Source organism: Cellulomonas fimi (genome assembly GCF_028527925.1).
Lineage (GTDB): Bacteria > Actinomycetota > Actinomycetes > Actinomycetales > Cellulomonadaceae > Cellulomonas > Cellulomonas fimi_C.
This window is the reverse complement of the sequence record NZ_JAPESW010000042.1, coordinates 1-13513: the sequence shown is the minus strand read 5'-3', so window position 1 is coordinate 13513 and position 13513 is coordinate 1. Positions and strand designations below refer to the sequence as shown.

Here is a 13513-nt window from a genome sequence, read left to right as displayed (position 1 = left end):
CGTGCGCTGTCACGGGAGGCGCCGCGGCCGGCGCACGGGCAGAAGGAATCCCGGGCGGGTGTCCAGATACACCCGGTTCGCCCGCGCCGGCGCGGGCGCGGTGACGGCGTCAGGCGCGCGCGTCCGGCGGGGGTGCGGCGGGCAGCGTGACGACGAACGTCGTGCCCTCGCCGAGCGTGCTCTCGATGTCGAGCAGGCCGCCGTGCGCGTCGACGACGGCGCGCGCGATCGCGAGGCCCAGGCCGACGCCGGGGATCGCGCGCCGCGTCGCGGACGTCGCGCGGAAGAACCGGGTCGTGAGTCGGCTCAGCTCGTCGGGCGCGATGCCGATGCCCGTGTCGCGCACCGACAGGGCAGCGCCACCGTCGGGCGTCGGGCCGACCGACAGGTGCACCTCGCCACCGGCGGGCGTGAACTTCACGGCGTTGGAGACGAGGTTGTCGACGACCTGCGAGAGCCGCCCGGGGTCCGCGGTCACGGGGGCGGGCTCGATCGACGTCGTCAGCCGGATGCCCGCCTGCTCGGCGACGGGTCCGAGCGACGCGACGGACCCCGTGACGACGTCCGCGAGGTCGATGCCGCGCGGCGAGATCGCGAAGGTCCCCGCGTCGACCTGCGCGGTCAGCAGGAGGTCGCCGACCAGGCGCAGCTGGCGGCGGGCGTTGCGCTCGATGACGGTGAGGTAGCTGCGCTGCTCCTCGGTGAGCTCGTCGGTGCCGTCGAGCAGCAGCTCGAGGTAGCCGAGCACCGACGTCAGCGGCGTCCGGAGCTCGTGGCTGACGAGGCTGACGAACTCGTCCTTGAGGCGCGACGCCTCCCGCTCGGCCGTCACGTCCGTCGCGACGACGACGTACCCGGCGACGCTGCCGTCCACGTCGAGGCGCCGCGTGACCGCGAGGCGGACCGTGACCTCCGTGCCGTCGCGCCGGCGGTAGCTCGCGTCGCGCGCACCGCTGCCACCCTCCGGCGTGACGATCGACTCGAGCAGGCGTGCCGCGACCGAGCCCGGCGCGCGCGGTGGGGACGCCGGCATCTCGACCATCTCGGCGTACAGGTCGGTGATGCGCTTCTTGCCGACCACCTCGCCCTGGCCGTACCCGAGCAGCCGCTCGGCGCCGGCGTTGAAGACCCGGATGGTGCCCGCGGCGTCGGTCGCGATGATCGCCTGCTCGGTGGCCGAGTCGATGATCGAGACGAGCTCGTCGCGCGCGGCGCGGCGCGCGTCGGCGACGCGGGCCAGCTCGAACGCGTCGGCGCGCATCCGCTCGACCATCTCCTGCTCGCGGTCGCGCATGACCGCGACCGCCTCGGTGCGTGCGCGCAGCCGCTCGGTGACCTCGTGCGCGGTGACCGCGACCACCAGGGCGACGAGTGACACGAAGAGCCCGCGGGCGAGCACGAGCGTGTCGAGCGGCATGTCGGGGTCGAGCGCCGCGGGCAGGAGGATGACCAGGTTGACGCCGATCACGGAGATGATCGGTCCGCGCCACCCGCGCTGCGCGGCGAGCGCGAGGACGGGCAGGAAGATCATCACGGTGAACATCGAGCCGATGCCGCCCGTGCCGAACCGCAGGAAGCCGACGCAGACGATCTGCAGGATCGGCAGGAGGTCCTGCGTCCACTCGGGCTCGTCCCGCCAGTGCACGAGGCGCGCGACGACGGCCAGCAGGACCGCGATCCCGGCCGACACCCACACCGCCCACGGGGCCGTCACGGGGATGGTGGGGATCCACAGCGTGAGGACCGCGACGAGGTACACGCCGAGGAACGGGAGCTGACGCTCGACGACGTTCGCGTCGTCGCCGAGTCGCGACGCGATCTTCGTGAGCAGCCGCGACCCGCCACCGGCGGGGACCGCCGGGACACGCGTGCGGAAGGAGGACGTCATGGCTCCCCGTGCCTGAGCGCCTGGTCGAGCGCGGCACGCACGTTCTCGCCGACGAACGGCTTCGGCAGGGTCGCCTCGACGTCCGGGTAGTCGTGCGCGTCGAGCACCGAGGTGACGACGACCGGCAGCCCGGGTCGCAGCCGGCGCAGCTCCTCGACGAGCTCCCAGCCGCCCATGCCGGGCAGCCGCAGGTCGACGAACGCGACGTCGACGTCGAGCTGCGACTCGTCAGCGAGCGCGGCCTCCGCCGACGGCGCCTCGAGCACCTCGCAGCCCGAGCGGCGCAGGTGGGTCGCGAGCAGCGCGCGCTCGTCGGGCTCGTCGTCGACGACCAGCACGCGGGCGCTCGCGACCGCCTCGGTGGTGCGCACGGTCGTGTCGTCGTCGGTCATGCGTCCAGCCTGCCCGTCCTCGGCGTCGCGCCGCAGCACATCGGGCGCGTCGTGGCCCGGCACGTCGCGCGTCCGGTGGTCACGCGTCCTCCCGGACGGCCTCGCGCAGCCACGCGTACCGGCCGACGTCGTCCGCGACGTGCGCGTCGGTCGACGCGACGAGCGCGACGCCCGCGGCCGCCCACCGCGCCCGCACGCGCGGTCCCGGGCAACGCCACTTCTCGTTCACCTCGACAGGCGTGCCGGTCGCGACCGCGACGGCGGCGAGCTCGTCGAGCAGGTCGTCCGGGACGTCGTCCTCGGTGAGCCCGATCTTGGGCAGGAGCGACAGCGGGTGCGCGAGCTGCGCGCGCCCGGCACGGCGCACGGCCCGGACCGTGGCGCTCACGAGGGTCTCGACCGCGCCCTCGCGCGTCAGGGCACCCGTCGCGAGGTGCTCGACGACGACGCGCGGGCTCCACGGCCCGTCGGGTCCGGGGAACTGGTGGTCGGCCAGCAGGACGCGGTCCGCTCCGTCGGGACGGCCGAGCGCGGCCAGCACCTCGGGCGGCGCGTCGATCGTGCCGTCGGCGTCGAGGATCTTGGCCTCGACGCCCGTCAGGACGCGCAGCCCCTCGACCTGCGGCAGTCCGCGCACGACCGCGAGGAAGTCGGGCACGTAGGTGGTCGACTCGCGGACGTGGTCGACCATGCGGATCGTGTCGAGCCCCGCGGCGCGCGCGGCGGCGAGGTTCTCCGCGGGCGTGCTCACCGCGTCGTCGGAGAACGCGGAGTGCACGTGGTGGTCGCCGTGCAGCGACGGTCCGGCGGTCACGCGCCGCCCGCGTCCGCGCCCGCGTGGGCGCCGCCGGGGACGTGCGTGCCGTCGGGCGCGGGCAGCACCTCGTCGACGGGCAGGAACACGTCCTCGAGGTACCGGACGTTCGCGATCTCGGCGAAGTCGACGCGCTCGGGCACGGGCCGCCCGAGCACCGCGTCGAGCGTGAGCGACGGCATGTCGACGCCCGCGGCGATCGTGAGCGGCATGGCACCGGGGAACCGCGGGTTGACCTCGAGCAGCGCGGGCGTGCCGTCGGCGTCGCGCTTGAGCTGGACGTTGGCGACGCTCGTGAGCCCGACCGCGCGGGCGACGGCCGACGCGGTGGCGACGAGCTCGTCGTCCCGCACGGTCACGCCCGCGACGGCGACGCCCGAGTCCACGCGCAGACGCGCGCGGGGCACCGCGGCGATGACCTGCCCGTCGGGCCCGGCGAGCACGTCGACCGAGTACTCGTCGCCGGGCAGCATCTCCTGGACCAGCAGGTCCTCCTCGGCGTGCACGGCGTCGAGCTCGGCGGCGGTGAACACCGTCCGGACCCCGCGCGACCCGGCGCCACGGCGCGGCTTGACGATGACCGGGAAGTCCCAGCCCGAGATGGCCTCGGGCGTCCCGACGAGCTCGGTGCGCGGGACGCGGACGGTGCGCGCGCAGGCGCGGGCGAGCGCGAGCTTGTCGAGGCACGTCTCGATCGTGCCCAGCGTGGGCGACGCGAGCAGCGTCCCGTCGGCGGCGAGGTCGTCGCGTGCGGCGGCCAGCCGCGGCAGCTCGACGTCGACCGTCGGGTAGAGCACGTCGATCCCGTCGTCGCGGCACAGCGCGCGCACGACGTCGACGAACTCGGGGGCGCGGCCCGCGGGGACCAGCCGGCGGCGCTCGGGCGGGACGAGGTAGATCGCGCTGGCCCACCGGTCCATGTCGGCGGCGTACACCTCGACATCGCCCCGGCGCTGCAGCGAGCGGATGACCGCGACGCCCGCGGGCCCGCCCGCCCCGGTGACGAGGACCCTGGTCATCACGTGCCTCCCGTGTCGTCGTGCGTGAGCGGCGCGGGCTCGTGCGCCGCGGACGCGATGCCGCCCCCGCGCCCGGCCCCGGAGATCATCGCGGCGACCCGGACGGTCTCGAGGGGCTCGGCGTACCGGCCCGTGCCGAACCGCGACCAGTACCGCGCGGTCGCGCGCACCAGCTCGGGCTCCATGTAGTCGCGGTGCGCCTGCGACTCGAACGCCGCGAGCATCTGCAGCTTCGTCTCGACGAAGCCGTCCACCGGCACGAACGTGTCGGGCTGGAAGTCGACCGTCGACGAGGGGCTCTGGAAGCACGCGAGCGACGGCACCCGGCGCGCGGCGACCTGCACGGCCTGGTGGACCGCGCGGTGGTCCTGGTGCCGGTCGTGCACGGAGTGCGTGTAGACGATCGAGGGGCCGACCTCGCGGATCGTCTCCTCGATCGTGGTGATGAGGCCGCCCGCGGGGTCGAGCCGCGTGTCCTCGAAGTCGTGCAGGTACAGCCGTGCGCCGATGACGGCGGCCGCCGCGAGCGCCTCGTGCCGGCGCGCGTTGACCTCGCCGCCGATCGCGCCGCTCGACAGCGTGAGGACGACGACGGTGTCACCCGCGGCCCGGTGCGACGCGAGCGTCGCGCCCACGCCGATCTCGACGTCGTCGGGGTGCGCGCCGACGGCCAGCACGGTCTCGGTCGGTCCGGCGGCGTCGCGGCGGCTGCGGCCCTCGGCGGCGAGTGCGCGGACCTTCTCCACGAGGATCGCGGCGCCGACGGGCTTGACGAGGAACTCGTCGGCGTCGCGGCGCAGCGCCTCGACCGCGTAGTCGACGCTCGCGAACGCGGTCATGACGGCGACCGGCACGCCGGGGGCACGTGAGCGCAGCTCGCCCAGCAGCTCGAGCCCGCTCATGCCGGGCATCTGGATGTCCGTGAGGACCACGTCGAACGTCTGCTGAGCGACCTCGGCCAGGGCCGACATCGGGTCGTGCACCACGGTGGCCGCCATGCCACCGCGACGTTCCAGGACGGTCCGGACGAATTGGGCGGTGTCGACGTCGTCCTCGACGACGAGCACCTTCACCTGGTCGTCGGCCACGCTCGCCGGCCCTCCCCCACCCCCGACTGTCTTCCGTTCACACCGTAACCGCGGGCAACCGCACAAGCCTTCCGAGCGGTCTCGTCGGCGCGCCGCGCCGGCTCGGCTGTCGCCGGGACGGGCCGCACGGCACCCTGGGAATAGGTCGGGGAGCCCCTCGGTTGAGCGGGTCGATACATGCAAACGCATGAACCTCCGGAGGGCGCGTCCCCCGGATCGAGGCAGCAGGAACGAGGCGCACCATGCAGTTCGGGATCTTCAGCGTCGGCGACGTCACCACCGACCCGACCACCGGGCACACGCCGGACGACACCGAGCGCGTGCGGAACATGCTCACGATCGCGGAGCACGCGGATCAGGCCGGCCTCGACGTCTTCGCGACGGGCGAGCACCACAACCCGCCGTTCGTCCCGTCGTCGCCCACGACGATGCTCGGCTACCTCGCGGGCCGCACCAAGAACATCGTCCTGTCGACCGCGACCACGCTCATCACGACCAACGACCCCGTCCGGCTGGCCGAGGAGTACGCGATGCTCCAGGTCATCTCCGACGGCCGCATGGACCTCATGCTCGGCCGCGGCAACACCGGCCCCGTCTACCCGTGGTTCGGCCAGGACATCCGTCAGGGCATCCCGCTCGCCATCGAGAACTACGCGCTGCTGCGCAAGCTGTGGACCGAGGACGTCGTCGACTGGTCCGGCAAGTTCCGCACCCCGCTGCAGGGCTTCACCTCGACCCCGCGCCCGCTCGACGGCGTCGCGCCGTTCGTGTGGCACGCGTCGATCCGCTCCCCCGAGATCGCCGAGCAGGCCGCGTACTACGGCGACGGCTTCCTGCACAACGCGATCTTCTGGCCCATGGAGCACACCGCGCAGATGGTGAACTTCTACCGCCAGCGCTTCGAGCACTACGGGCACGGCCAGGCCGACCAGGCGATCGTCGGGCTCGGCGGGCAGGTCTTCGTCCGCAAGGACTCGCAGAAGGCGTGGGACGAGTTCCGCCCCTACTTCGACGTCGCCCCCGTCTACGGCCACGGCCCGTCGATGGAGGAGTTCACGCGCGACACCCCGCTGACCGTCGGCTCGCCGCAGCAGGTCATCGACCGGTACGGCAAGTTCTTCGAGCAGGTCGGCCACTACCAGCGGCAGATGTTCCTCGTCGACCACGCCGGCCTGCCGCTCAAGACCGTCCTCGAGCAGATCGACCTCCTCGCCGAGGAGATCGTGCCCGTGCTGCGCCGCGAGGCCGAGGCCGTCCGCCCCGCGCACGTGCCGTCGAACCCGCCGTCGCACGCCGAGCGCGTCGCCGCCGCGCGCGCCGCCGGCACGCTGCCCGCCGCGCACACGGGCGCGGCCGCCGACCGCTGGACCGGCCGGACCGCGGAGGACGACGTGGAAGCAGCGGACGCCGTCGCGCGTTGAGCAGTCGGAACCTCCGACAGACGCAGACCCCTCACAGACGTACAGGAAGAAGGACACGATGAGCGACCGCTCGATCGTCGTCGTCTCGGCCGGGCTCTCCCAGCCCTCCTCGACGCGGCTGCTGGCCGACCGGCTGGCCGACGCGACCGTGGCCGAGCTCGCCCAGCGCGGCATCACCGCGAAGGTCGAGACCGTGGAGCTCCGGGACCTCGCCCACGAGATCGTCAACATGACCCTCACCGGGTTCGCGTCCGGGCCGCTGCGCGAGGCGCTCGACAAGGTCGACCGGGCCGACGGCGTCATCGCCGTGTCGCCCGTCTTCTCCGCGTCGTACTCGGGCCTGTTCAAGTCCTTCGTCGACGTGCTCGACAAGGACGCGCTCGTCGGGCGGCCCGTGCTGCTCGGCGCGACCGGCGGCACCGCGCGGCACTCGCTCGCGCTCGAGTACGCGCTGCGGCCGCTGTTCGCCTACCTCCGGGCCGACGTCGTGCCGACCGGCGTGTTCGCCGCGACGGACGACTGGGCCGACGCGGGCAGCGACCGGGTCAACCCGCTGCCCGACCGCATCCGCCGCGCCGGCCGCCAGCTGGCCGAGGAGGTCGCGGACCGCGAGCCGTCGGCGCCCGCGGGCCTGTACGACGCGGTCCCGTCCTTCGAGGACCTCCTGGGCGGCTGACGCCCGCCCTCTCCCCTGCGGCCGCCCGACGTACCCCGGCGGGCGGCCGCCACCGAGACCGCGGCTTCGCGCGGAGAAGGCGACATCCATGTCGCCTTCTGGAGCGGAAGCCGCGGTCTCGTCGCGTCCGGGCAAGGGGCCGGGCGTGCGGGCGGGTCAGACGGACGTGCGGGCCGGGAGCTCGACGCCGATGCGCAGGGCCTCGACCAGGTCGCGGTAGAGGTCGTCGGTCGCGAGCAGGTCGGTGTGCGTGCCCCGTGCGCGGACCCGGCCGTCCTCCATGACGAGGATCGTGTCCGCGTCGACGACGGTCGACAGCCGATGGGCCACCGTCACGACCGCGCCCGTCTCCGCCGCCGTGCGGATGCAGTCGTGCACCGCGGCCTCCGTCAGACCGTCGACCTGCGCCGTCGCCTCGTCGAGCAGCAGCACGTCGGGCGACCGCAGCAGCGCGCGGGCCAGCGCGATCCGCTGCCGCTGCCCGCCCGAGACCGACGTCGACGACAACGACGTGTCGAGCCCCTCGGGCAGGCCGTCGAACGCGCCGTCGAGCCGGACCGCCCGCAGCACGCGGTCGACCTCCTCCTGCGTCGCGTCGGGGGCGCTGAACAGCAGGTTGTCGCGGATCGTGCCGGGCACGATCGGGGTCTCCTGCTCGACGTACGCGAACCGCGCGCGCAACGCGTCGTGGCCGACCTCCGCGAACGGGACGCCGTCGAGCAGCAGCGTCCCGTCCTGCGGCTCGAGGAACCGCAGCAGCAGCGAGAAGATCGTCGTCTTGCCCGCGCCCGACGGGCCCACGAGCGCGGTGTGGCCGCGTCGCGGGATCGTGAACGACACGTCGCGGACCGCAGGCGGCGCGTCGGGGCCGTACGCGGCGGTCACGCCGCGCAGCTCGACGACGGGGACGGCGCCGTCGGGTCCCACCGGCGTCCGGGCCGGGCGGCCGTCGCGCGCACGGTGTCCGTCCGGGGTCGTCGGCCCGTCGCTGGGGTCGGCGGTCGACGACGTGGCGCGATCGGTGCCGGCGGCCGGTGCCTCCTCCGTCTCCATCGCGGTGACCTCGCGGATGCGCGCCGCGGCGGCGATACCCGACTGGAGCTGCGTGAAGCTCTGCGTGAGCTCGGTGATGGGGCCGACGATGTTGAACGCGTACAGCAGGAACGCGACGAGGCTCGACACCGCGAGCAGCCCCTCGGACACGCGCCACGCGCCGAGGCCGAGGATGACGACGATCGCGAGCTGGATGCCGCCCCACGACACCGTCCAGGCGACGGCGGTCGTCCGCACGGCGCGGATCGCGTGGTCGCGCGCCCCCTGCGCGTCGACGAGGATCTTGTCGCCCTGGCGCCGCTCGGCCCGGCTCGACTTCACGGTGCGGACCGCGCGCAGCGTGCCCTCGAGCGTCCCGCCGAGGCGGCCCATCGACTCCTGGGACGCCTGCTGCGCGGTGCCGATGCCCGGCAGCAGCACGGCCATGACGGCGCCCACGACCACGATCGCCGCGATGGTCGTGCCGAGCAGCACGAGGTCGAGCACGGCCATGAGGACCAGCGTCCCGACGAGCGAGACCGTGCCGTTGACCAGGCTGACGAGGCTCGACGACGCGGCCTCGCGCAGCAGCACGGTGTCGGACGTGGTCCGCGTGACGAGCTCGCCGACGGGCCGGCGGGTGATCGCCGGGACGGTCGCGCGCAGGAAGTGGTCGACGAGCGAGCGCCGGGCGTCGTAGACGATGCGCTCGGCGACGGTCCCCATGAGGATCCACTGCGCGAGACCGACCGCGGAGCCGACCACGAGCAGCGCGAGCAGGACGCCGACCGGGGCCGCCAGGTCCCCCGACGCGGTGAGCGAGTCGAGGACCCACTTCGTGACCATCGGTGTGGCCAGGCCCATCGCGGTCGCGGCAAGCCCGAGGACCAGCCCGAGGGACAGCGAGCGCGCGTGCGGGCGGGCGAACGAGACGAGGATCCGCAGCCGCTCGCCACGAGGCAGGTCCGGCTCGGCGGGTGGGGCCGTGGCGTCGGCGGGCGGGTCGGCGGTGTCGGGGGTCTCGGCGAGGGGCGAAGGCGTCGTCGGCATGCGCCCAGTGGAACACTGGTGTTCCATCCCGGTCAACAGCGATTCCACTGTGGAACACGGTGCTACTGTCCCAGCGTGAGCACGGACATCGCGAGCGGGGCACGCGCACGCACCCGACGCGCGATCGTCGACGCGGCGATCCGCACCCTCGCGCAGGACGCCGGCGCCAGCCTCGGCCAGATCGCCGACGCCGCCGACGTCGGCCGCACGACCCTCCACCGCTACTTCCCCGAGCGCGGCGACCTGCTCGCGGCCGTCGCCGAGGAGGCCGGCACCCGACTGGCCGCCGTCGCCGACCGCGCACGGCTCGACGACGGACCGGGGCTCGACGCGATCCTGCGGGCGTGCCAGGAGTGCCTGCGGCTCGGCGACCTGCTGACGCTCGTGTTCACGGGCCTCGTGCCGCTCGAGGAGTGCGACCCCGCCGACGGCTTCACGCACGCGCTCGACGCCGCGTGCACGCGCGGGCTCGCCGACGGGTCGCTCGACACCCGGCTGAGCGCCGCGTGGGTGCAGACCACCGTGTGGGCGTCGCTCTACGCGGCGTGGAGCGAGCTCGCCCAGGGCACGAGCGGCCCGCACGACGTCGTGACGCAGCTGCTGCTCACGGTCGGCAAGGGCCTCGCGGCACCCGACCCACCGGCGCGCTGACCGTCGCCAACCCGGACGCGCGAACGGCGGGGCGGGAGTGACGCCTCCCGCCCCGCCGTCGGGGACGCCGTCCCGCTCAGCGAGCGGGGACGGGCCAGGGCCGCGGACTCACCGCGGCACCCGGGGTCACTGCGGCGAGAGCGTGAAGCTCGAGCCGCTCGCCGTCGGCTCCACGTCCAGCCGCTGGCCGGACAGCGTGGTCGCCGCGCGCTGGTCCACGTAGACGCGGGCACCCGCGTCGGACACCACGTCGTCACCGGGGACGGGGGCGGCCACGAGCGCGAGCTCGAAACCTCCCGCGTCCTGCTCGGCGATGCGCAGCCCGCCCGTCTCGTCGGGCAGGCCGGCCCGCTCGGTGAGCGTCCGGACGGCGGTGCAGGCGTTCTCGGTCAGGGTGAGCACAGGTGGCTCCTCTCGTGCCGGGGAACACCACCCCGTCACCGTCGACCCGAGGGCCGCGCGACGCCGGGGCAGCGCTTGCGGACCTCTCCACCGTGGGCGGGACCGGCAGCGGGAGGCAAGTCGGGTCCCGCCCAGCGAGACCGATCGCGACACGCCGGGCGCCCCGGTCGCGACGACGCGCGCCGGACCCTACGGTCCGCATCCGGCCGCCTCGGACGCGGCCCGCTGCCGTCGTCGCCCGACGTGTCCGCAGGCGCGTCCGACGGCCCGGGGCGGGTCGCGGGTCGCATCACGCCGACCCCGCGTGCCCCGCCGCCGGAGCCTCGGTACGGTCCACCCCATGCCCATCCCGCACTGGATCACGCGCGTGAACCGGTCCGTCACCAACCCGGTGATGGGGCTCTTCTCCGACCGCGTCCCGCCGCTCGCGACGCTGCACCACGTCGGACGGACGTCCGGCCGCCGGTACCGGACGCCCGTCATGGCGTTCCGGACCCCGCGCGGCGTCGTCATCGCGCTCACCTACGGCCCCGACGTGCAGTGGCTGCACAACATCGACGCCACCGGCGGTGCACGGCTCGTCCGCGCGGGGCAGGTGCTGGTCCTCGACGACCCTGTCCGCCTCCGCGGCGACGCCGGGACGCGCCTGGTGCCCGCGCCCGTCCGCGCGGCGCTGCGCGTGCTGCACGTCGACGAGTTCGTCGAGCTCGCCGTCGTCGGGAGCGCGAGCGGGACCGCCCACCGGGACGCGTGACCGGCCCGTCCGTACGATCCGAGGAGACCGGCACGACGGGACCGGCCCGGCGGGACAGGCCGGGCGCACGCGGGAGGCGGCATGCGCGACGAGGCGGCGGGCCGGCCCGCGACGTCCCCGACAGGCACACCAGCCGTCTCCCCTCCGCCGACCTCCGCCGCCGGGACGCCCGCGGTCCGCGGACCGGCGACCTCCCCCGTCGGCACGCCCGTCGTCGGCGCACCCACCACGTCGTCGACCGGCACGCCCGTCGTGCGCGCACCGGCAGCCGTCGCGCACCGGCGCACGCTCGCGGCACGACTCCGACGCGCGGCGCACGCGCTCACCGAGCCCGTCGCTCCATCGGCACCGCCCGAGCCCGTCGAGCCGCCCGAGGTTCCGCCCGACCTCGTCCCCCTGCTGCGCGAGCTCGGTGCCGCGCTGCTGTCGTCGGGCCAGTCGGTCGTCGACACCGAACGCCAGATCGGGGAGGTCGCGGCCGCGTACGGCGCCGACCACGTGCGCACGATCGTCCTGCCGACGGGCGTGTTCGTGCAGGTCGAGACGGCTCGCGGCACGCTGAGCGACTTCACCGGCCCGGGCGCGAGCGGCACGTTGCCGCTGCACCAGATCGGCGGCGTCGACCGGCTCGTGCGCGACCTCGTGCGCGGCGACGCCGACCTCGCCGCGGCGCGCGTGCGGCTGCGCGAGGTGCTCGCCACGCCGGCCCGGTTCGGCCCGCTGCTCGTGGTGCTCGGCCACGCGCTGCTCACCGTCGGCTTCGGTCTGATCCTCTACCCGAGCGCCGCGACGCTCCCGGTGTTCTTCGTGCTCGGGGCGGTCGTCGGCGTCCTCCGGCTGCTCGGCGGGCGCTGGCCCACGCTGGGCGCGGCGCTGCCGGTCGCCGCGTCGTTCCTCGTCACCGTCGTCACGATCACGCTCGTCTCGCCCGCGCTCGGCGGCGACCCGGTCCGGATCCTCGCGCCGCCGCTCGTGAGCTTCCTGCCCGGCGCCGTCCTCACCGTCGCGGCGATCGAGCTGACGTCGAACCAGGTCGTGGCGGGCGCGAGCCGCTTCGTGTTCGGCGGCGCGCAGCTGCTCCTGCTCGCGTTCGGTGTGGTCGCCGCCGTGAGCGTCGCCGGCCCGTTCGCGACCGAGACCCGGCTCGAGCTGCTCGGCGCGTGGACACCGTGGCTCGGGGTGCTGTGCGTCGCGGTCGGGCACCGGTTCTTCTCGTCGCCACCGCGCGGCACGTTCTGGTGGCTGCTGCTCGCGCTCTACGCCGCGTACACCGCGCAGGCCGTCGGCGGGCTCGTGCTGGACGCGCAGCTGTCGGGCTTCGTCGGCGGGCTCGTCGTCGTCCCGGTCTCGCAGGCGATCCAGCGCGCCCGCAGCGGCCCGCCCGCCGTCGTCACGATGCTCCCGGCCTTCTGGCTGCTGGTCCCCGGCGCGCTCGGGTTCCGGGGCGTCTCCGAGCTGGCGACCGGCTACTCGTTCGGCATCTCCGACCTGGTCGACACGGTCCTCGCCCTGTTCTCGATCGCGCTCGGGGTGCTCGTCGGGACCGCCGCCACGCGCGACGCCCGGCGCGTGACCCGCACGGTGGTCGAGGCCGTCGCCCCCGTGGTGCACCGTGACCGCTGAACGCGCGGCGTCCGCCCACGGTCGGGCGACGGCGGGATCAGCGGCCCGAGACGGAGAAGTGCTGGTAGTCGACCGGCGAGTCCCAGTAGCCGCCCCACTGCCAGCCCGCCGCGGCGAAGGCCCGGACGACGGCGTCGTCGGCCACGATCACGCCCGGCGCCGGCGTGCGGGACGCGAACGCACGGCCGGCGGGCGGCGCGACGTGCCGGCCGACCACGTAGGGGTTCTCGACGGGGTTGACGTCGATCGCCTTGCCGTAGGCGTGCTCCGACCACGCGGTGCCGCCCGTGATCGCGCGGCAGTTGAAGGCCGACGTGTTGTCGGCCGCCATCGACGCGTCGTCGTCGGCGCCGAAGTCGTCCACGAGCCGCATCGACCGGATCGGGTAGCCCGCGTCGAACAGCGCCCGGAACACCTCGACGATCCCGTCGGCGACGTCCGCGTGCACGACCAGCTCGCCCTGCAGCACCTCCCCGTCGAACCCGTGGTGCGTCACCGTGACGTACCGCAGGTCCTCGAGCGGCACCGGGCACCCGGGCCGCCACGACGCGGACATCCGCGCGACGACCTCGGGGGTCAGCGCGCTCACCGTGCCGACGTACGCGGACGGCGCCGACCGGATCGTCGAGGTGTTCCGGGCGCTGTTCGACGCGGGCTACCCGCTCCGGTCGACGCGGCTCGTGGCCGACTTCCGCGCCGTCCA

Annotated in this window: 13 protein-coding genes; 5 read left to right on the top strand and 8 right to left on the bottom strand. The window is 74.8% G+C overall.

Features of this window, described 5'->3' with window-relative positions; genetic code table 11:
• Nucleotides 1-109 precede the first annotated feature (109 nt).
• The 5 genes from OMK64_RS15955 to OMK64_RS15935 all read right to left on the bottom strand — a co-directional run bounded on the left by OMK64_RS15955 (nt 110) and on the right by OMK64_RS15935 (nt 5201).
• Complete coding sequence (locus tag OMK64_RS15955) at nt 110-1888, bottom strand: sensor histidine kinase (RefSeq protein WP_272729347.1); 1779 nt, start codon at nt 1886-1888, stop codon at nt 110-112.
• A complete protein-coding gene (locus tag OMK64_RS15950) occupies nt 1885-2280 on the bottom strand; it encodes a response regulator (protein WP_272729346.1) in 396 nt (131 codons plus the stop codon). The genes OMK64_RS15955 and OMK64_RS15950 overlap by 4 nt, the downstream gene beginning before the upstream one ends.
• A gap of 79 nt (nt 2281-2359) precedes the next feature.
• Nucleotides 2360-3094 carry a PHP domain-containing protein gene (locus OMK64_RS15945; protein WP_272729345.1) on the bottom strand — a complete coding sequence of 245 codons (735 nt, stop codon included), beginning with the start codon at nt 3092-3094 and terminating at the stop codon, nt 2360-2362.
• Nucleotides 3091-4113 carry an ATP-grasp domain-containing protein gene (locus OMK64_RS15940; protein ID WP_272729344.1) on the bottom strand — a complete coding sequence of 341 codons (1023 nt, stop codon included), beginning with the start codon at nt 4111-4113 and terminating at the stop codon, nt 3091-3093. Before OMK64_RS15940 ends, OMK64_RS15945 begins: the two co-directional genes overlap by 4 nt.
• Nucleotides 4113-5201 (bottom strand): response regulator, encoded by a 1089-nt coding sequence (locus OMK64_RS15935; RefSeq protein ID WP_272729343.1) that lies wholly within the window; start codon nt 5199-5201, stop codon nt 4113-4115. Before OMK64_RS15935 ends, OMK64_RS15940 begins: the two co-directional genes overlap by 1 nt.
• Nucleotides 5202-5443: 242 nt before the next feature.
• Between OMK64_RS15935 and OMK64_RS15930 the strand changes: the two genes are divergently transcribed.
• Entirely contained in the window at nt 5444-6622 is a 1179-nt protein-coding gene (locus tag OMK64_RS15930) for an LLM class flavin-dependent oxidoreductase (RefSeq protein ID WP_272729342.1), read from the top strand.
• Between the two features lie 58 nt (nt 6623-6680).
• Nucleotides 6681-7298: an FMN reductase gene (locus tag OMK64_RS15925; RefSeq protein ID WP_272729341.1), complete on the top strand. Its 618-nt coding sequence runs from the start codon at nt 6681-6683 to the stop codon at nt 7296-7298.
• A gap of 156 nt (nt 7299-7454) precedes the next feature.
• Here the strand turns inward: OMK64_RS15925 and OMK64_RS15920 are convergent, their stop codons facing one another.
• Nucleotides 7455-9380: an ABC transporter ATP-binding protein gene (locus OMK64_RS15920; protein ID WP_272729340.1), complete on the bottom strand. Its 1926-nt coding sequence runs from the start codon at nt 9378-9380 to the stop codon at nt 7455-7457.
• 75 nt (nt 9381-9455) lie between these two features.
• Between OMK64_RS15920 and OMK64_RS15915 the strand changes: the two genes are divergently transcribed.
• Complete coding sequence (locus OMK64_RS15915) at nt 9456-10031, top strand: TetR/AcrR family transcriptional regulator (RefSeq protein WP_272729339.1); 576 nt, start codon at nt 9456-9458, stop codon at nt 10029-10031.
• 126 nt (nt 10032-10157) lie between these two features.
• On the opposite strand, the gene OMK64_RS15910 is transcribed toward OMK64_RS15915, so the two are convergent.
• Nucleotides 10158-10433, bottom strand: a complete 276-nt coding sequence (locus OMK64_RS15910) for an iron-sulfur cluster assembly accessory protein (RefSeq protein WP_272729338.1) — start codon at nt 10431-10433, stop codon at nt 10158-10160.
• A gap of 340 nt (nt 10434-10773) precedes the next feature.
• Between OMK64_RS15910 and OMK64_RS15905 the strand changes: the two genes are divergently transcribed.
• Nucleotides 10774-11187, top strand: coding sequence for a nitroreductase family deazaflavin-dependent oxidoreductase (locus OMK64_RS15905; protein ID WP_272729337.1), 414 nt, complete (start codon nt 10774-10776; stop codon nt 11185-11187).
• 81 nt (nt 11188-11268) lie between these two features.
• On the top strand, nt 11269-12810 hold the full coding sequence (locus OMK64_RS15900; RefSeq protein WP_272729336.1) for a threonine/serine exporter family protein: 1542 nt from the start codon (nt 11269-11271) through the stop codon (nt 12808-12810).
• A gap of 37 nt (nt 12811-12847) precedes the next feature.
• Here the strand turns inward: OMK64_RS15900 and OMK64_RS15895 are convergent, their stop codons facing one another.
• Entirely contained in the window at nt 12848-13399 is a 552-nt protein-coding gene (locus OMK64_RS15895; protein ID WP_272729335.1) for a M15 family metallopeptidase, read from the bottom strand.
• Nucleotides 13400-13513: the final 114 nt, after the last annotated feature.